At 65.9% G+C, this 18,033-nt stretch carries 16 protein-coding genes and 1 tRNA gene; 15 read left to right on the top strand and 2 right to left on the bottom strand.

Going from position 1 to position 18,033, the window contains the following annotated elements; translation table 11 throughout:
* Window positions 1-10 precede the first annotated feature (10 nt).
* Entirely contained in the window at window positions 11-733 is a 723-nt protein-coding gene (locus tag CFB89_RS10565) for a tetratricopeptide repeat protein (protein ID WP_179233401.1), read from the bottom strand.
* A 234-nt stretch (window positions 734-967) separates the two neighbouring features.
* On the opposite strand from CFB89_RS10565, the gene cysS reads away from it, so the two are divergent.
* The 11 genes from cysS (at window position 968) to cyoD (ending at window position 14,009) form a co-directional block, all read left to right on the top strand.
* Window positions 968-2,365, top strand: coding sequence for a cysteine--tRNA ligase (gene cysS / locus CFB89_RS10555; protein WP_089467774.1), 1,398 nt, complete (start codon window positions 968-970; stop codon window positions 2,363-2,365).
* A 43-nt stretch (window positions 2,366-2,408) separates the two neighbouring features.
* On the top strand, window positions 2,409-3,236 hold the full coding sequence (locus CFB89_RS10550) for a DNA-3-methyladenine glycosylase (RefSeq protein WP_089467773.1): 828 nt from the start codon (window positions 2,409-2,411) through the stop codon (window positions 3,234-3,236).
* A 103-nt stretch (window positions 3,237-3,339) separates the two neighbouring features.
* On the top strand, window positions 3,340-4,311 hold the full coding sequence (locus CFB89_RS10545) for an acetyl-CoA carboxylase carboxyltransferase subunit alpha (protein ID WP_006478433.1): 972 nt from the start codon (window positions 3,340-3,342) through the stop codon (window positions 4,309-4,311).
* A 46-nt stretch (window positions 4,312-4,357) separates the two neighbouring features.
* A complete protein-coding gene (gene tilS / locus CFB89_RS10540) occupies window positions 4,358-5,779 on the top strand; it encodes a tRNA lysidine(34) synthetase TilS (protein WP_089467772.1) in 1,422 nt (473 codons plus the stop codon).
* 343 nt (window positions 5,780-6,122) lie between these two features.
* The gene (locus tag CFB89_RS10535) at window positions 6,123-7,376 is read left to right on the top strand and encodes an aspartate kinase (protein WP_011549493.1); all 1,254 of its coding nucleotides are present in this window, start codon (window positions 6,123-6,125) and stop codon (window positions 7,374-7,376) included.
* A 110-nt stretch (window positions 7,377-7,486) separates the two neighbouring features.
* Window positions 7,487-7,580: transfer RNA gene (locus CFB89_RS10530), tRNA-Ser, on the top strand.
* A 776-nt stretch (window positions 7,581-8,356) separates the two neighbouring features.
* Window positions 8,357-9,886, top strand: coding sequence for a NuoM family protein (locus CFB89_RS10525; protein WP_089467771.1), 1,530 nt, complete (start codon window positions 8,357-8,359; stop codon window positions 9,884-9,886).
* 284 nt (window positions 9,887-10,170) lie between these two features.
* Window positions 10,171-11,058, top strand: a complete 888-nt coding sequence (gene cyoA, locus CFB89_RS10515; protein WP_089467769.1) for a ubiquinol oxidase subunit II — start codon at window positions 10,171-10,173, stop codon at window positions 11,056-11,058.
* Window positions 11,059-11,061: 3 nt separating this feature from the next.
* Window positions 11,062-13,068, top strand: a complete 2,007-nt coding sequence (gene cyoB, locus CFB89_RS10510; RefSeq protein WP_089467768.1) for a cytochrome o ubiquinol oxidase subunit I — start codon at window positions 11,062-11,064, stop codon at window positions 13,066-13,068.
* A complete protein-coding gene (gene cyoC, locus CFB89_RS10505; protein ID WP_089467767.1) occupies window positions 13,068-13,676 on the top strand; it encodes a cytochrome o ubiquinol oxidase subunit III in 609 nt (202 codons plus the stop codon). The genes cyoB and cyoC overlap by 1 nt, the downstream gene beginning before the upstream one ends.
* Window positions 13,677-14,009, top strand: coding sequence for a cytochrome o ubiquinol oxidase subunit IV (gene cyoD, locus CFB89_RS10500; protein WP_059573658.1), 333 nt, complete (start codon window positions 13,677-13,679; stop codon window positions 14,007-14,009). It abuts the gene before it with no gap.
* A gap of 108 nt (window positions 14,010-14,117) precedes the next feature.
* On the opposite strand, the gene CFB89_RS10495 is transcribed toward cyoD, so the two are convergent.
* On the bottom strand, window positions 14,118-14,417 hold the full coding sequence (locus tag CFB89_RS10495) for a DUF4148 domain-containing protein (protein ID WP_089467766.1): 300 nt from the start codon (window positions 14,415-14,417) through the stop codon (window positions 14,118-14,120).
* Window positions 14,418-14,635: 218 nt separating this feature from the next.
* Between CFB89_RS10495 and CFB89_RS10490 the strand changes: the two genes are divergently transcribed.
* From CFB89_RS10490 to CFB89_RS10475, 4 genes are all read left to right on the top strand, one after another.
* The gene (locus CFB89_RS10490) at window positions 14,636-15,310 is read left to right on the top strand and encodes a response regulator transcription factor (protein WP_089467765.1); all 675 of its coding nucleotides are present in this window, start codon (window positions 14,636-14,638) and stop codon (window positions 15,308-15,310) included.
* A gap of 11 nt (window positions 15,311-15,321) precedes the next feature.
* Window positions 15,322-16,713, top strand: coding sequence for a HAMP domain-containing sensor histidine kinase (locus CFB89_RS10485; RefSeq protein ID WP_089467764.1), 1,392 nt, complete (start codon window positions 15,322-15,324; stop codon window positions 16,711-16,713).
* A 16-nt stretch (window positions 16,714-16,729) separates the two neighbouring features.
* Complete coding sequence (locus CFB89_RS10480; protein WP_089467763.1) at window positions 16,730-17,425, top strand: winged helix-turn-helix domain-containing protein; 696 nt, start codon at window positions 16,730-16,732, stop codon at window positions 17,423-17,425.
* 179 nt (window positions 17,426-17,604) lie between these two features.
* Window positions 17,605-17,958 carry a hypothetical protein gene (locus CFB89_RS10475; protein ID WP_059643983.1) on the top strand — a complete coding sequence of 118 codons (354 nt, stop codon included), beginning with the start codon at window positions 17,605-17,607 and terminating at the stop codon, window positions 17,956-17,958.
* Window positions 17,959-18,033 lie beyond the last annotated feature (75 nt).

Below are 18,033 nucleotides of genomic sequence, written 5' to 3'. Positions count from 1 at the left end.
GCCGCGCCGCTTATTGCGACGGCGCGACGTACGGCGCCGCCAGTGCGCCCGACGGACCGCTGAACTGGAACGTCGGCGACATCGGCAGCGTGGTGGTGCTCACGTTCGCGGCGGCGCGGTCGGTGTAGTCGCGCGTGGCCGGCGTCGTCGCGCGGGCGTTCGGCGCGGCTTTCGACGGCGACACGATCTTCTGCAGATCGGCGAGGCGCTGCGCGGTCGCGCCGCTCGTGCGGCCGAGCGATTGCGCGCGCTTGTACGATTCGGCCGCGAGGCGCAGGTACAGATCGCCGAGGTTCTCGTACGCGAGCGAGTAGCCCGGGTTCGATTGCGTCGCGGTGACGAGCGCGGTGCGCGCTTCGTCATAGCGGCCGTGCTTCGCGTAGAGCGCCGCGAGGTTGTTGTACGGCTCGGGCAGTTCGGGGTACGCCTGCGTGATCGCGACGAACTGCTGGATCGCGTCGTCGTCGCGGTTCAGGCGGGCCAGCACGGTGCCGCGCTTGAACTGCGCCTGCACGTCGTGCGGGTTCGACGCGATGCGCGCGTCGAGTTGCGCGAGCGCCTGCTTCCACTGCTTGCCGGCGATCGACGCATCGACTTCGGGGGTGCCGTCGGCGACCGCCGGGGCCTTTTGCGCATGCGCCGCGGGCGCCGCGAAAAGCGTCAGCGCGACGCCCATGACGGTGGTCGCAACGAGGGTCGCAGCGCTCGGCGCGCGGCCGCGATGAGGTTTCATAGGCGTAAATCGGAATGTTATACTCCGACCCATTCTAACAAAACGTCTGCGCGTTCCGGCGAGCGGCAGACAGTCTTTCTTAGCCTCTCGTGGCCGTCACCGCTGTGCTTGCAGCCTGACCGCCCCATGTGATATCGAGGACGCGCGGCCTGGCGCCGCAGCAGATGGTCCGTCCGTTTCACATGCTGGGCGAGCTTCGCCAGGGCGGTTTCCTTCGGCTCACGGTTCATCTCTATGGAATCACTGCGCATCTACAACACGCTCGCGCGTGACAAGCAAGTTTTCGTGCCGCGCCAGCCCGGCGAAGTGCGGATGTACGTATGCGGGATCACCGTCTACGACTATTGTCACGTGGGCCATGCGCGCATGCTGGTCGTGTTCGACCTCGTCCAGCGCTGGCTGCGTGCGATCGGCTATCGGGTCACGTACGTGCGCAACATCACCGACATCGACGACAAGATCATCCGCCGCGCGGTCGAGAACGGCGAGACGATCAAGTCGCTGACCGACCGCTTCATCGGCGCGATGCACGAGGACGAAGGTGCGCTCGGCATCCATCGGCCCGACATCGAGCCGCGCGCGACGCAGTTCATCCCGCAGATGCTCGGCATGATCGAGACGCTCGAGGCGAACGGCTACGCGTACCAGGCGACCGACGGCGACGTCAATTACTCGGTGCGCAAGTTCGCGAACTACGGGAAGCTGTCGGGCAAGTCGCTCGAGGATCTCCGCGCGGGAGAGCGCGTCGCCGCGAACGATGCGAAGCAAGATCCGCTCGACTTCGTGCTGTGGAAGCGCGCGAAGGCGGACGAGCCGGAAGGCGCGTCGTGGGCGTCGAAGTACGGGATGGGGCGCCCGGGCTGGCACATCGAGTGCTCCGCGATGGGCTGCTCGCTGCTCGGCAATCATTTCGACATCCACGGCGGCGGGCAGGATCTGCAATTCCCGCACCACGAGAACGAGATCGCGCAGAGCGAAGGCGCGACCGGCGAGACGTTCGTCAATTACTGGATGCACAACGGCTTCGTGCAGGTCGACAACGAGAAGATGTCGAAATCGCTCGGCAACTTCTTCACGATCCGCGAAGTGCTCGAGCGTTACGACGCGGAAGTCATGCGCTTCTTCATCGTGCGCACGCATTACCGTTCGCCGCTCAATTACAGCGACGTGCATCTCGACGATGCGCGCGCGTCGCTCACGCGTCTGTACACCGCGCTGAAGGACGTCGAGCCCGACACGCTCGCGCTCGACTGGAACGAGCCGCACGCGCAGCGTTTCGCGGCCGCGATGAACGACGATTTCAACACGCCGGTCGCGGTGGCGACGCTGTTCGAGCTGGCGGGTGAAGTCAACCGCACGCGCGAGGCGTCGCTCGCGCGGCAACTGAAACAGCTGGCGGGCCTGCTCGGCCTGCTGGGCCGCGAACCGCGCGCGTTCCTGCAGCAGGCGTCCGGCGCCGCGCAGGCGGGCGGGCTCGTGGCCGACGAGATCGAAGCGAAGATCGCCGCGCGGGTCGCGGCGAAGCAAGCGAAGGACTATGCCGAAGCGGACCGGATTCGGGCGGAATTGCTCGAAGCCGGCATCGCACTTGAAGACAAACCGGGCGGATCGACCGAATGGCGTCGCGTATGAGCGCGGCGCGTTCCACTGACCGATCCGTCAGGTAGGAGGCAAGATGGCAACGGCCAGAAAAGCGCCGGTCAGGCGCGCGACCCCGGTCGCCGTGCGTCCGGCAGCCAAGCGCGTACCGGCCACGAAGGCGGACGCGACGCGCGCCGTGCCGAACGGCGCGCTGAACGGTCATGCGCAGCCGGCAGCCGCGCTGCCGGCCGCCGACGCGGCCCGCAAGACACGGGCGTCCGAAGCGGACGGCGAGGAGGTCGTCGTGCGTCCTGCCTATTGGGACAAGGCGTGCGCGGACCTCGTCAAGCGCGACCGGATCCTGAAGAAACTGATTCCGAAGTTCGGTCCCGCGCATCTCGTGAAGCGCGGCGATCCGTTCGTCACGCTCGCGCGCTCGGTCGTCGGCCAGCAGATTTCGGTGCCGTCCGCCCAGTCGCTGTGGGCGCGCATCGAGGACGCGTGTCCGAAGCTCGCGCCGCAACCGGTGATCCGCCTCGGCGCGGACAAGCTGATCGCATGCGGGTTGTCCAAGCGCAAGACGGAATACATCCTCGATCTCGCGCAGCATTTCGTGTCGGGGGCGCTGCACGTCGACAAATGGATGTCGATGGACGACGAGGACGTGATCGCGGAACTCACGCAGATCCGCGGCATCAGCCGCTGGACGGCCGAGATGTTCCTGATCTTCAACCTGTCGCGGCCCGACGTGCTGCCGCTCGACGACCCGGGCCTGATCCGCGCGATCAGCGTCAATTACTTCAGCGGGGAACCCGTCACGCGCAGCGAGGCGCGCGAGGTCGCGGCCAACTGGGAGCCGTGGCGCACCGTCGCGACCTGGTACATGTGGCGCAGCCTCGATGCGCCCGACGCCGACGCCTGAGTGCCGGCTATCGGGTTTTAAACATCAATAGTTGAGAGCTGGTTTTGAGCGTCGCCCGCGCGGGTAGAATACGCGCTGCCGCAAGACCCAAGGATTCGAACACATGAAGACCACATTTCTGGATTTCGAACAGCCGATCGCCGAACTCGAGGCCAAGATCGAAGAGCTGCGATTCGTGCAGGACGACTCGGCTGTCGATATTTCGGAAGAAATCGAGCGGCTGTCGAAGAAAAGCCAGCAACTGACGAAAGACCTCTACGCGAATCTGTCGCCGTGGCAGGTTTCGCAGATCGCGCGGCATCCGCAGCGGCCATACACGCTCGATTACGTCGCGGAACTGTTTACCGATTTTCACGAGTTGCACGGCGACCGCGCATTCGCGGACGACCTGTCGATCGTCGGCGGTCTCGCGCGCTTCGGCGGCCATCCGTGCATGGTGATCGGCCACCAGAAGGGTCGCGACACGAAGGAGCGCGCCGCGCGCAACTTCGGGATGCCGCGTCCGGAAGGCTATCGCAAGGCAGAACGCCTGATGCGTCTGGCCGAGAAGTTCGGGCTGCCGATCTTCACGTTCGTCGACACGCCGGGCGCGTACCCGGGCATCGGCGCGGAAGAGCGCGGCCAGTCGGAGGCGATCGGCCGCAACCTGTACGTGATGGCCGAGCTGAAGACGCCGATCATCACGACGGTGATCGGCGAGGGCGGTTCGGGCGGCGCGTTGGCGATCGCCGTGGCCGATACCGTGATGATGCTGCAGTTCTCGACCTACTCGGTGATCTCGCCGGAAGGCTGCGCGTCGATCCTGTGGAAGAGCGCCGCGAAGGCGCCGGAAGCCGCGGAAGCGCTGGGCCTGACCGCGCACCGCCTGAAGGCGCTCGGCCTGATCGACAAGATCATCAACGAGCCGCTCGGCGGCGCGCATCGCGATCCGAAGGGCATGGCCGCGCTGCTGCGCCGTGCGCTGGCCGATTCGCTGCGCCAGTTCCAGGGCATGAGCATCGATGCGCTGCGCGAGCGCCGCTTCGAGCGCCTGATGGCCTACGGCAAGTTCAAGGAAACCACGCCGGGCGCATGACCGGCCGTGTATTCAATGCGCGCGCCGCCGCGCGCGCGTCCCGCTCGTGATTCCGCCCACCGAATTCTCCGCCGACCGCGTCGTACTCGACGCGGTCGGCGTTGCGCTTTCCGGCCTGCCGCCGGATGCGCGCATCGCGATCGCGTACAGCGGCGGCCTCGATTCGACGGTGCTGCTCGATGCGGCCGTGCGCGTCGCGGGCGCATCGCGCTGCGTCGCGCTGCACGTGCATCATGGCCTCAGCGCAAACGCCGATGCGTGGGTTGCGCATGCCGAAGCGCAAGCGGCGCGGCTCGGTGCCGCATTCGAATCGATGCGTGTCGACGTGCCGCGCGACAGCGGGCTCGGTATCGAGGCGACCGCACGCGAGCGTCGCTACGCGGCGCTCGACGAGATGGGCGAACGCCACGGCGCGGCGGCGCTGTGGCTCGCGCAACATGCGGACGACCAGGCCGAGACGGTGCTGCTGCAACTGTTGCGCGGGGCGGGAATCGCGGGGCTCGCGGCGATGGCGCCGCGTTATCGTCCCGACGGCGTAAGCATCGAGCGTGTGCGTCCGTTGTTGAGACTGTTGCGCGCACAACTTGAGCGCTATGCGGAGCAGCACGCGCTCGCGTGGATCGACGACGAATCGAACGGCGATACGCGCTATGCGCGCAATGCGTTGCGCGTCGACGTGCTGCCGGCGCTGGCCGTGCATTTCCCGGGCTTTCGCGACGCGCTCGGCCGCGCGGCCCAGCATGCGGCGGCCGCTCAGCGGCTGCTCGACGATCTGGCCGAGCTGGATTTCGCCGTCGCCGCGCGCGATGGCGGTCAGGCGCTGTCGCGCGACGCGCTGATCGGCTTCGACGACACGCGCGGCGCGAACCTGCTGCGCTTCTGGATGCGCCGGCTCGGCTTGCCGGGCGCGTCGGCTGCCCGGCTCGCCAACATGATGCGGCAACTGCGCGCCGCGCACGACGCGCATGCGCTGCGCGTCGATCACGCGGGGCAGTGCCTGCGGCTCTATCGCGATGTCGTCTACTGGGAGGCGGGCGACAGCAGCGAGCCGGCCGACGACGGCACGGGCACGCCGCAACCGGAGGTGGCGCTCGCGTGGGACGGGCAGGAAGTATGGCACCTGCCGGCGTGGCGCGGCACGTTCGTGTTCGCGCCCGCCGACGCGGGCAGCACCGACGCCGTGCCGGAGGGAGTGCTGCGCGGTGCGCAACTGGCGGCGCGCGCCCGGGCCGGCGGCGAACGGATGCGTACGTCGCCGGGCGGGCCGGGCCGGACGCTGAAGAACCTGTTCCAGGAGCGCGGCGTGCCGGCATGGCAGCGCGACGTGCCGTTGCTGTTCGCGGGCGACCGGCTGATCTACGTGCCGCGGCTGGGCGTCAATCGCGACATCGGCGAGCCGGCCGCGGCGGCGCCGGCCACCACCGCATGGCGCCGGATCGAGTGGCGTCCCGACCTGCTGATCGCATAGCGGCGGCGGGTGGCCGGCCGGCGCGATGGCGCGCCCATTTTCACCATTTGGTAAACAGCGCCGGAACGGCCGGCGACACGGCGCGCGGCTTGTCAAGTAGGCGTCTATCGGGTACGCTCGGTCGTTTGCTCGGCTCGATTTTCGAGCGTTTTGTGCAGGTTTTCCGCGTGACGTACCCGGTTTGCGCGGCCTGATCGGCCTTCCGGGCAAAATCCGTCACGCTTGCGTGTTGCGTCCCAGCCGTCCCCCTCGTCGTCCGTCCACAGCCACAAGCCGCGTGACCGAACGGCAACGCGGCCTGCCCAGCGCGCCCGTGCGGCTTCTCCTCCAGTTCAGAACGACAATGGCACTCATCGTACACAAATACGGCGGCACTTCGATGGGCTCGGTCGAGCGCATCAAGAACGTCGCGAAACGCGTCGCAAAATGGCATCAGGCCGGGCACCAGATGGTGGTCGTGCCTTCGGCGATGTCCGGCGAAACCAACCGTCTGCTCGGTCTTGCGAAAGAGATTTCGAGCCAGCCGAGCCCGCGTGAGCTCGACATGATCGCGTCGACCGGCGAGCAGGTCAGCGTCGGCCTGCTGTCGATCGCGCTGCAGGAAATCGGCGTCGAGGCCGTGAGCTATGCCGGCTGGCAAGTGCCGATCAAGACGGACAGCGCGTTTACGAAGGCGCGCATTCACTCGATCGACGACGAGCGCGTGAAGGACGATCTGAACGCGGGCAAGGTCGTGATCATCACGGGCTTCCAGGGCGTCGATCCGGACGGTCACATCACGACGCTGGGCCGCGGCGGCTCGGACACGTCGGCGGTGGCGGTGGCCGCTGCGCTGGGCGCCGAAGAGTGCCTGATCTATACCGACGTCGACGGCGTCTACACGACCGACCCGCGCGTCGTCGAGGAGGCGCGCCGCCTCGACCGCGTGACGTTCGAGGAGATGCTGGAAATGGCCAGCCTCGGCTCGAAGGTCCTGCAGATCCGCTCGGTCGAATTCGCCGGCAAATACCAGGTGAAGACGCGTGTGCTGTCGAGCCTGACCGATCCGCTGATTGCGCTCGACGAAGAAATGCGCTCGGGCACCCTGATTACTTTTGAAGAAGACGAGACCATGGAAAAGGCAGTCATTTCCGGCATCGCGTTCCAGCGCGACGAAGCACGCATTGCGGTGATGGGCGTGCCCGACAAGCCGGGCATCGCATATCAGATCCTCGGCCCGGTGGCCGATGCGAACGTCGACGTCGACATGATCATCCAGAACCAGAGCGTCGAAGGCAAAACCGACTTCACGTTCACGGTCGGTCGCGGCGACTACCAGAAGGCGATGGACATCCTCACCAACCAGGTGCAGGGCCATGTGAGCGCCGAGCGCGTGCAGGGCGACCCGAAGGTGTCGAAGGTGTCGGTCGTCGGCGTCGGCATGCGTTCGCACGTGGGCGTCGCGAGCAAGATGTTCCGCACGCTGTCGGAAGAGGGCATCAACATCCAGATGATCTCGACGTCCGAAATCAAGATTTCGGTGCTGATCGACGAGAAATACATGGAGCTGGCTGTCCGCGCGCTGCACAAGGTGTTCGAACTCGACCAGGCGTCGTGAATTTTTCGTGATGCATTGAAGAAAATGCACCGCGGAAATTGACGTACGGTTCGAAACCCTATATTATTTCGTTCTCGTCGCACTGCCTCCCTGGTGCGAGCGAAAGTTTGGGAGACGTGGCCGAGAGGTCGAAGGCACTCCCCTGCTAAGGGAGCATCTGGGCCAAAACCTGGATCGAGGGTTCGAATCCCTCCGTCTCCGCCAAAAGCGGTGACAAAGCCCCGCAAGTTCTCGGACTTGCGGGGCTTTTTCTTTTTCGGTCCGTGCCGATGCGCGAAGGGGCGAGGCGGATCTGAGCGAACATCGAGCGCTTCGACGATCGTTCGTTGGTCTGTGTGAGTAGTGACGATCGATAGGCCCTCTATATTGAATGGCTGACGTTCGGCGTGATCGACGCGCGCCATACGTCGATGTGACGACGCTTCGCGGGTCATCGCCGGTTTATGCGACGGCCGACGCAACAGCACGATCACTGTCGCGCGGGGAGTCCGTCGGCATAAGCGGTGCGATCGCACGAAAAGAGGCGCGCGACGCCGACGCCTCCTGCGAGCCACACCGCGCGAAATAGAATGAAATAAAAATGAAAGTATTCGCGTAAGGCAGCGGGCGCCACGTGATCGCCGCACGGCGCGATGTCGACCTCGTCGTTCCGGCCCTTCGAAATGAGTGGTTGGTGTCAAAAATGCGGCGCTGCATCTATTCTCGCGGCGGATCGCATCGAGCAATACAAAAAATTACTCAAGTAAATCAACGAACTACGCCGACACCAAAAAACAGTGCGCTGCTGCGCTGCAAAAAATAATCAATCGTCTTATGCTCGTTAACCCGATCGCGTTTGAGCGGCATCAAGTTTTCCGGTGATGCCGCTTTACATTTAGCCAACATTGGCGATTCACGAAATCTACCTGTCGATTTGATTTCGTTCCTTTCGTCGCGCCTGTCCCCGATGCAAGGCGCGACCTCCTCTAGGCCTTGTTGACATGCATGATTTCCCCTTCCTGAGCCTGGCCATCTGGGTTCCGATACTGTTCGGCGCGGGCCTGCTGCGCGCCGGTTCCGACCAGCATTTGCGCCGGATACGACTGATCGCGCTGGTCGGCGCGCTTGCCGGGCTGGCGGCCGTCGTTCCGCTGATGGCCGGTTTCGACGCGCATTCGGCGGCGATGCAGTTCGTCGAAAGACGCGATTGGCTCGCGGCATTCAATGCCGGATGGCGGGTCGGCATCGACGGCGCGTCGCTGTGGCTCGTCGTGCTGACCGCGTTCACGACGCTCGTGGTGGTGGTGGCGTCGTGGGAATCGGTCACGGTGCGCGTCGCGCAGTACTACGCGTCGTTCCTGATCCTGTCGGGGCTGATGGTCGGCGTGTTCGTCGCGCAGGACGGGCTGCTGTTCTTCATCTTCTTCGAGGCGACGCTGATCCCGTTGTACCTGCTGATCGGCACGTGGGGGCGCGAGCGCCGCGTATATGCGGCCGTGAAGTTCTTCTTCATTTCGTTCGCCGGCTCGCTGTTGCTGCTGATGGCGATGCTGTACCTGTACGCGCAGTCGCATACGTTCGACATGGCCGTGTGGCGCACGCTGCAGCTCGGCTTCGCGCCGCAGTTGCTGGTGTTCCTCGGCTTTTTCGCCGCGTTCGCGGTCAAGGTGCCGATGTGGCCGGTCCACACGTGGCTGAGCGACGTGTACACGGACGGCCCGACGGGCGCCGCGCTGATGCTCGCGATGCTGAAGCTCGGCGGCTACGGGTTCCTGCGCTTCGCGTTGCCGATCACGCCCGACGCCAGCCACTTCTTCGCGCCGGCCGTGATCGCGCTGTCGCTGTTCGCGATCGTCTACGCGAGCCTGATCGCGCTCGCGCAGACCGATCTCGGCAAGTTGCTCGCGTATTCGACGGTCGCGCACATGGGGATCGTCACGCTCGGGCTGTTCCTGTTCAACCGGATCGCCGTCGAAGGCGCGATCGTGCAGCTCGTGTCGTATGGCTTCGTGGCGGGCGCGATGCTGTTGTGCGTGAACGTGCTCGTGGATCGCACCCGGCAGCGCGAGATCGCCGCATACGGCGGTGTGGCAGGCGTGATGCCGCGTTTCGCGACCTTCACGCTGCTGTTCGCGATGGCCAACGTCGGCCTGCCGGGCACGTCCGGGTTCGTCGGCGAGTTCATGGTCATCATGGGCGCGATCCGCTTCAACTTCTGGATCGGCGCGATCGCGGCGCTCACGCTGATCCTCAGCGCGTCGTACACGCTGTGGATGCTCAAGCGCGTCGTGTTCGGCAAGGTCGCGAGCCAGCGGATCGCGAAGCTCGCCGACCTGAACCGCCGCGAGATCGTGGTGTTCGCGTCGCTCGCATTGATCGTGCTGGCGGTCGGCATCGATCCGAAGCCGTTCACCGATGCGATCGACCCGACCGTCGGCAAGCTGATCCAGGAAGCGAGCCATTCGAAGGTGCCCGCGGCGGATGGCCCCGCGCCGGCGTTGCCGTCGTACATGGCTTCGACGCACGACTGATCGCGGCTCACCGCGCCGCGCCACGCCAGGCAAGCCCGCCGCATCGCGCGGCGCGCATGGTTGCGCGCGCATCGATCCAAAGCCCGGCATGGCGAGTGCCGGGCCCGCTTCCGGCTGCGTGAAATTGCCCCGCGACAATGTGACTCACGGCAGATTTTGCAATGATGATTTGCCGTATGCACAGGTTTTTCATCGCACTCGCGCGACGTATGATTCGGCCCATTTCGTGAATCGAATGCGCATCGGGCAAACGCAAACGGATTCAATGACCCTCGGGCTGTGTGATGAAAAGAAGAGCATCAAGAGGCTGGTCGGCGCTGATGTCAATCGGCGCGGCTTTGAGCCTGTCAGGTTGTAACTTAGATGTACTAAATCCGAAAGGAAGCGTGGGTGCGGCCGAAAAGGCGCTGATCGCGACGTCCACGTGGGCGATGCTGATCGTCGTCGTGCCCGTGATCCTGCTGACGCTAGGGTTCGCGTGGCGTTACCGCGCGTCGAACCGCAATGCCGCCTACGCGCCGAACTGGTCGCACTCGACCGCGATCGAGGTCGTGATCTGGACGGTACCGACGCTGATCATCCTGTTCCTCGGCGTGCTCACGTGGAAGACCACGCACGAGCTCGATCCGTACAAGCCGCTCGAATCGGCGGTGAAGCCGATCGACGTCGAGGTGGTCGCGCTCGACTGGAAGTGGCTGTTCATCTATCCGGAACTCGGCATCGCGTCGGTGAACCAGCTCGCGATTCCGGTCGGCACGCCGGTGAATTTCCGCATCACGTCGGATTCGGTGATGAATTCGTTCTTCATCCCGCAGCTCGGCGGCCAGGTCTACGCGATGGCCGGCATGCAGACGCGCCTGCACCTGATCGCCGACGAGCCCGGCAATTACGCGGGCACGTCTGCCAACTTCAGCGGCCGCGGCTTCTCCGACATGAAGTTCCGCACGCTCGCCGAGCCGCGCGAGCAGTTCGATGCTTGGGTGCGGAAGGTGAAGGCGTCGCCGGACCGGCTCGACGCGACCGTGTACGGCACCGTCGCGCAGCCGAGCGAGAAGGCGCCGGTGCGCTACTTCTCGTCGGTCGATCCGCGGCTCTTCCACAACATCATCGCGAAATACAACGATGGCCACGTCCTCGACCTGAAGGACGCCGCCTGCGGCACGAAGGGGTAACGCATGTTCGGCAAACTCACACTTTCGGCGATCCCGTTCGATCAGCCCATCATCATGGGGGCCGGCGCCTTCATGGGGCTGGTCGTGCTGGGCATTCTCGCCGCGCTGACGATCACCGGCCGCTGGAAATGGCTGTGGACGGAATGGCTGACCACGGTCGACCACAAGAGACTCGGCGTGATGTACATCATCGTCGCGCTGATCATGCTGCTGCGCGGCTTCGCCGACGCGATCATGATGCGCATGCAGCTCGCGCTCGCGTACAACGGGCCCGGCTACCTGCCGCCGCACCACTATGACCAGGTCTTCACGGCACACGGCGTGATCATGATCTTCTTCATGGCGATGGTGTTCATGGTCGGCCTGATGAACCTGATCGTGCCGCTGCAGATCGGCGCGCGCGACGTCGCGTTCCCGTTCATCAACTCGCTGTCGTTCTGGATGACGGCGGTCAGCGCGATCCTGATCAACGTGTCGCTCGTGATCGGCGAATTCGCGCAGACGGGCTGGCTCGCGTATCCGCCGCTGTCGGAGCTGCAGTTCAGTCCGGGGGTGGGGGTCGACTACTACCTGTGGGCGCTGCAGATCTCCGGCGTCGGCACGCTGCTGACCGGCGTGAACTTCTTCGTGACGATCGTCAAGATGCGCGCACCCGGCATGACGCTGATGAAGATGCCGGTGTTCACGTGGACGGCGCTCTGCACGAACGTGCTGATCATGGCGTCGTTCCCGATCCTGACCGCGACGCTCGCGCTGCTCGGCCTCGACCGTTACCTCGGCATGCACTTCTTCACGAACGACGCCGGCGGCAACGCGATGCTGTACCTGAACCTGATCTGGGCGTGGGGCCATCCGGAGGTGTACATCCTGATCCTGCCGGCGTTCGGGATCTTCTCGGAAGTCATCGCGACGTTCGCGAAGAAGCCGCTGTTCGGCTACAAGACGATGGTGTACGCGACCTGCGCGATCATGGTGCTGTCGTTCCTCGTGTGGCTGCATCACTTCTTCACGATGGGCTCGGGCGCGAACGTGAACGCGTTCTTCGGGATCATGACGATGATCATCGCGATTCCGACCGGCGTGAAGGTGTTCAACTGGCTGTTCACGATGTACCGCGGCCGGATCGAATTCACGACGCCCGTGCTGTGGACGATCGGCTTCATGGTCACGTTCACGCTCGGCGGCATGACCGGCGTGATGATGGCGATTCCCGGCGCGGACTTCGTGCTGCACAACAGCCTGTTCCTGATCGCGCACTTCCACAACGTGATCATCGGCGGCGTGCTGTTCGGCTATCTCGCGGGCTTCAACTACTGGTTCCCGAAAGCGTTCGGCTTCAAGCTGAACGAGACGCTCGGCAAGGCCGCGTTCTGGTTCTGGCAGATCGGCTTCTACGTCGCGTTCGTGCCGCTCTACGTGCTCGGCTTCATGGGCATGACGCGCCGCCTGAACCACTACGACAACCCGGCCTGGCATCCGTGGCTGCTGGTCGCCGCGTTCGGCGCCGTGCTGATCGCGATCGGCATCGCGTGCCAGCTGCTGCAGCTGGTGGTCAGCATCCGCAACCGCCATCTGCCCGAGTACCGCGACACGACGGGCGACCCGTGGGGCGGCCGCACGCTGGAGTGGGCGACGTCGTCGCCGCCGGCCGACTACAACTTCGCAGTGATCCCGCAGGTGCGCACGCTCGATGCGTATGCGGACATGAAGGCGCGCGGCGAAGGCCGGCCGAATCCGGCAGCGATTCGCGACATCCACATGCCGTCGAATACCTGTGCGGGCCTCGTGATCGCCGTCTTCAGCCTGGTGCTCGGCTTCGCGCTGGTGTGGCACATCTGGTGGATGGCGATCGGCGGGCTCGTCGGGATCATCGCGACGCTCGTGATCTACAGCTCGCGCGATAACGACGGCTATTACATCCCCGCGTCGACGGTGCGCAAGACCGAAGACAAGCAGCCGACGAAGCGCACGGCCGCGCGCGTCGACGGCGTGGAACTGGAGGCCAACTGATGTTGCAGAAAACCTTGAGCGCGACCCTGCTCGAACACGACGACCATCCGCCGTCGCATTCGGTGTTCGGTTTCTGGCTGTACCTGATGACCGACTGCGTGATCTTCGCGGCGCTGTTCGCGACGTTCGCGGTGCTCGGCCACCAGTACGCGGGCGGGCAGACCGCGAAAGAGCTGTTCGACATTCCGGGCGTCGCGGTGGAAACCGCCGCGCTGCTGCTGTCGAGCATCACGTACGGTTTCGCGATGCTCGCGGCGTACCAGCAGCGGCGCGGTGCGCTGCTCGCGTGGCTCGCGGTGACGTTCGTGCTCGGCGCGGCGTTTCTCGCGATGGAACTGCGCGAGTTCTCGCACCTGATCGCGGAAGGCGCGGGCCCGCAGCGCAGCGCGTTCCTGTCGGCGTTCTTCACGCTGGTCGGCACGCACGGGCTGCACGTGACGGCAGGCCTGTTGTGGATGATCGTGCTGGCCGCGCAGATCGTGTTGCGCGGCGGCGACCTGACCGATCGCGACCTGCGACGCCTGACGTGCCTGAGCCTGTTCTGGCACTTCCTCGATATCGTGTGGATCTGCGTGTTTTCCTTTGTCTATCTCGCGAGCGTGATCTAAATGGCCCATTCGCATTCGTCTCAACTCGAAGAAGGGCACGGCAGTGTCGGCGGCTACGTCGCCGGTTTCATCCTGTCGGTGCTGCTCACGGCCGCGTCGTTCGGCCTCGTGATGGGCGGCGTGCTGTCGCCGCATGCTTCGCTGATCGGGCTCGCCGTGCTCGCGTTCGTGCAGATCGTCGTGCACCTCGTGTACTTCCTGCACATGAACGGCTCGTCGGGCCAGCGCTGGAACGTGATGGCGTTCAGCTATACGGTGCTGACCGCCGCGATCCTGATCGTCGGCACGCTGTGGGTGATGCACAACGTGAGCATGAACATGATGTCGCGTTGAGCGGCGGCGCGGCGCAGCGGGGTCACCTCGCTGCGCGCTCATGAAGAAAAGGCGGCACGTGCCGCCTTTTCGTTTTTTCCCGCTGCTGCGTTGTGCAGGGCGGTGCGGTCAGTGCCGCGCGCCGGCGTCCGCCGTCAGCGCATGCGTGCAGTCGGCGCGGTACTCGGCGGCGAGCCGATGCTTCGCGCCGTCGAGATCGTCGGGGTAGTACGGGCTGGCATGGGCGGGATCGTAGCCGACCTGTTCGAGTTCGGTCAGCTCGCGCACGAGGTCCGCACGCGTGACGTCTCGGCCTGTGTGCACGAACGGGTACGCATTGCATTCCTGCGGGGTGAGGTGCGGCCCCGCGAATGCGGCGGTGCTCGCGCATGCGAGCAGCATGCAGGCGACGGTGGTCGACAGTTTCATCCGATAACTCCTGGTTTCGCGGCCCGATGCCGCATGACGTCAGCGTAGGCGGCCGCGGCCGCGGCGCGGCCGACGCACGGATGAAACATGTTTCACAGGGGCGTGCCGCGACGCGGGATGAAGCTATTTTCATCTGGCGCCGCGCGGCGATCGCAGCGCCTACGATAGTGGCGGGCGCATCGTGCGCGCCCGTCTTGACGTTCATTGCGAGGGCAACGATGCGAGTACTGACGGTCGAGGACGATGCGGTGACCGCGAACGAAATCGTCGGCGAGCTGACCGCACGCGGCTTCGAGGTCGACTGGATCGACAACGGCCGCGAAGGGATGATGCGTGCGATGAGCGCATCGTACGACGCGATCACGCTCGACCGGATGCTGCCGGGGGCGGACGGTCTCGCGATCGTGACCGCGATGCGCACGGTCGGCATCGATACGCCGGTGCTGATGCTGAGCGCGCTCGGCGACGTCGACGAGCGCATTCGCGGCCTGCGTGCGGGCGGCGACGATTACCTGACGAAGCCGTTCGATTCCGGCGAACTGAGCGCGCGCATCGAAGTGCTGCTGCGCCGCCGGCAGGCATCGGGCGTGCCGCAGCAGACGCTGCTGAAGGTCGGCGCGCTCGAGCTCGACCTCATTTCGCGCTGCGCGCGCCGCGGCGCCGACGAGATTCCGCTGCTGCCGACCGAGTTCCGCGTGCTCGAATTCATGATGCGCAACGCAGGACAGACGATCACGCGCACGATGCTGTTCGAGGCCGTGTGGGGCTATCACTTCGATCCCGGCACCAACCTGATCGACGTTCACATGGGACGGCTGCGCAGGAAGATCGATCCGCCCGGCGCGAACCCGATGATCCAGACGGTGCGCGGGTCGGGCTACATGCTCGCTTGACGGAGGCACGGATGGACGCGGCCCGTGCGGCGAACTTCACGCGCCGCTGGCATACGACGACGTTTCGCTGGCTGTGCGCGTACGCGGCGATCTTCTCGGTGTCGCTGCTGTTGCTCGCGGGCGTGATCAGCGTGGCCGCGACGCACGCGATGACACGCGACACCGACGAAGTGCTCGCGTGGCAACTGATCTATTTCGATTCGATTCCCGATGCCGAGCTGCCGCTCGCGATCCATCGGCGGCTCGAGCACGAGCACATGCATACGAATTTCTACGGGCTGTTCGATGCGGGCGGCCGTCGCGTGGCCGGCGACATCGCGACGCCGCCCGCGTTGCGTGCCGATCGCCACGGTCAGACGCTGAACCGCACGCTCGCGCCGCTCGACGGCCAATCGTCGCCGATCACGCGCGCGATGGCCGTGCACCGCGACAACGGGATGACGCTGGTCGTCGCGCGCGATCTGTCGCACTTCATCCAGATCCGCGACGTCGCGATTCGCGGGCTCGTGATCGGCGGCGTGATGATCCTGATCGCGGGCGTCGCGGGCGGCAGCATGCTCGGCATGCGGCAGATGCGCCGCGTCGCCGAGATCCGGCGCGTCACGCGGCAGATCGCCGAGGGTGATCTCGGCAAGCGGTTGCCGGTCGGCCGCTACGACGAGCTTGATCTGCTCGCGCATCTCGTGAACCACATGCTCGACGAAGTCGAGCGGCTGATGGGCGAGGTGCGCCATGCCTGCGACGGGATCGCGCACGACCTGCGCACGCCGCTCGCACGCGTGCATCGGATGCTGGCGCGGCTGGCCGACCAGCCGTTCTGCGCACACGAACCCGCGTCGGCGGCGCTGCTGGCGTCGGCGCGCGACGAGACCGACCGGCTGCTCGAACGTTTTCGCGCGATGCTGCGCATCTCCGAGATCGGCACGCTGAGCCGGCGCGGCGGTTTCGCCGCGGTCGACGTCGCGGCCCTGCTGCGCGACGTGTGCGAGCTTTACGAGCCGCTGGCCGAGGCGGTCGACGTGTCGTTCGAACTCGATGCGGCCGCGGTCGACGGCATTCATGGCGACCGCGCGTTGCTGTTCGAGGCGTTCAGCAATCTCGCGGACAACGCGATCAAGTTCACGCCGCCCGGCGGCCGCGTGCGCGTCGTGCTCCAGACGGCGTCGCATGGCCCGCTCGTCCGGTTCGAGGACACCGGGCCCGGCATCCCGCCCGGCGAGCGCAATGCGGTGCTCGAGCGCTTCTATCGCGGCGAGCGCACGCGTCACGTGAACGGCTCGGGGCTCGGGTTGAGCATCGTGTCGGCGGTGATGCGCGTGCACGATTTCGCGCTGCGGATCGGCGATGCGCAGCCGGCCGGTGCGGCGATCACGGTCGAATGCTGGCCGCGTTCGCTCGCGTGACGGAGGAGGCCGAGCGATGCGCATCCTGCTGATCGCGCCGCCGACGCCGGACGCGTCGCGGCTCGACAAGGCGTTTCGGGAAAGCATGCACGGCGTCGAGCGCGTCGACGAATGGCGCGACGGCTGTTTCGCGGCGACGCAGGACCGGTTCGACGCGATCGTGATCGTCGCGACCGAGGGCGCGTCCGCGCCGGCGATTCTCGACGAATTGCCGCGACTCGCCGCGTCGGCCGGCAGCGCGACGATTGCCGCGATCGTCGCCGGCACCACCTCCGCCGAGCGTGCGCGGATACTGAACGCAGGCTGCGACATCTGCCTGGCCCATCCGTGCTCGTTCGTCGAATTGCACGAGCGGCTGCGCGCGCTGTGGCGTCGCGCGGGCGTCGTCGCGATGCGGGAATCGATCCGGCTCGACACGGCGACGCGCGCCCTCGACGAGCGCGGCCGGCGGCTCGCGCTCAGCGCACGGGAATTTCGCGTGGTCGAATGCCTGCTGCGCGAAGCGGGGCGGCCGGTTGGGCGTGACGCCGTGCTCCGCTATGCGTGGGGCGATGCGGACATCGAACCCGAAACGGTCAATGCGCTCGTCGTACGATTGCGGCGCAAGCTGGCCGCGCATGCGTTTTCCGCGCGGATCGAAACGGTTGCGCGATTCGGCTTCCGGTTCGACACGGGCGCCGCGCCGCTTGACGCGGGCCGCGGCACGGGATGAAAGGCGTTTCGAGAAAGGAGGGGCCGGGCGCGGGGGCGCAGGGGCGCCGATTGTTACAAGACGTTAGCGCGGGCTTCCCGTTGCGATGCCGCGCATCAGTTCTTACAAACTTGAAATATGCGGGGCGGTCGCTTGCCGCTATAGTCCAATCACACATGACACAACCAGAAGAGGAATCCATGAAGACTTTGCGTGTTGCCTCGCTCTTGACCGGTATGACGGCCTTGCTCGTGTCGGGCGCAGCAATGGCGGGAGTCAATGTCGGGATCAACGTCGGCGTGCCGGCGCCGGTCTACGTCGCGCCCGCGCCCGTGTATGCGCCTCCGCCTCCGCCGGTCGTCTACCAGCCGGCGCCTGTCTACGCACCGGCGCCCGTGTATGGGCCGGCGCCGGCGATCGTGATCGGCTGGCACGGCGACCGCTACTGGGACGGCCGCCGCTACTGGGGCCGCGACGAGTGGTATCGCCACCATGGTCGCGGCTGGGGCGATCGCGGTCACTGGGACCACGGCCGCCACAACGGCTGGCGCTGATCCACCGGCCGCGCGTGCTCGCCGCGCGCGATAACTGCTCGTGAGGAAACCGCCCGCGTGGCGGTTTTCTTTTGG

It is taken from the genome of Burkholderia sp. AU16741, assembly GCF_002223345.1.
Taxonomy (GTDB): Bacteria; Pseudomonadota; Gammaproteobacteria; order Burkholderiales; family Burkholderiaceae; genus Burkholderia; species Burkholderia sola.
This window is presented reverse-complemented; position numbering and strand designations above follow the sequence as displayed.

Excerpts from the sequence above, each read along its gene's own strand:
- cyoB (WP_089467768.1), top strand. The coding sequence starts at position 11,062 with ATGTTCGGCAAACTCACACTTTCGGCGATCCCGTTCGATCAGCCCATC.
- CFB89_RS10490 (WP_089467765.1), top strand. The coding sequence starts at position 14,636 with ATGCGAGTACTGACGGTCGAGGACGATGCGGTGACCGCGAACGAAATC.
- cysS (WP_089467774.1), top strand. The coding sequence starts at position 968 with ATGGAATCACTGCGCATCTACAACACGCTCGCGCGTGACAAGCAAGTT.
- CFB89_RS10475 (WP_059643983.1), top strand. The coding sequence starts at position 17,605 with ATGAAGACTTTGCGTGTTGCCTCGCTCTTGACCGGTATGACGGCCTTG.
- CFB89_RS10495 (WP_089467766.1), bottom strand. The coding sequence starts at position 14,417 with ATGAAACTGTCGACCACCGTCGCCTGCATGCTGCTCGCATGCGCGAGC.
- CFB89_RS10565 (WP_179233401.1), bottom strand. The coding sequence starts at position 733 with ATGAAACCTCATCGCGGCCGCGCGCCGAGCGCTGCGACCCTCGTTGCG.
- CFB89_RS10485 (WP_089467764.1), top strand. The coding sequence starts at position 15,322 with ATGGACGCGGCCCGTGCGGCGAACTTCACGCGCCGCTGGCATACGACG.
- CFB89_RS10525 (WP_089467771.1), top strand. The coding sequence starts at position 8,357 with ATGCATGATTTCCCCTTCCTGAGCCTGGCCATCTGGGTTCCGATACTG.
- CFB89_RS10480 (WP_089467763.1), top strand. The coding sequence starts at position 16,730 with ATGCGCATCCTGCTGATCGCGCCGCCGACGCCGGACGCGTCGCGGCTC.
- CFB89_RS10545 (WP_006478433.1), top strand. The coding sequence starts at position 3,340 with ATGAAGACCACATTTCTGGATTTCGAACAGCCGATCGCCGAACTCGAG.
- CFB89_RS10535 (WP_011549493.1), top strand. The coding sequence starts at position 6,123 with ATGGCACTCATCGTACACAAATACGGCGGCACTTCGATGGGCTCGGTC.
- cyoA (WP_089467769.1), top strand. The coding sequence starts at position 10,171 with ATGAAAAGAAGAGCATCAAGAGGCTGGTCGGCGCTGATGTCAATCGGC.
- cyoD (WP_059573658.1), top strand. The coding sequence starts at position 13,677 with ATGGCCCATTCGCATTCGTCTCAACTCGAAGAAGGGCACGGCAGTGTC.
- CFB89_RS10550 (WP_089467773.1), top strand. The coding sequence starts at position 2,409 with ATGGCAACGGCCAGAAAAGCGCCGGTCAGGCGCGCGACCCCGGTCGCC.
- cyoC (WP_089467767.1), top strand. The coding sequence starts at position 13,068 with ATGTTGCAGAAAACCTTGAGCGCGACCCTGCTCGAACACGACGACCAT.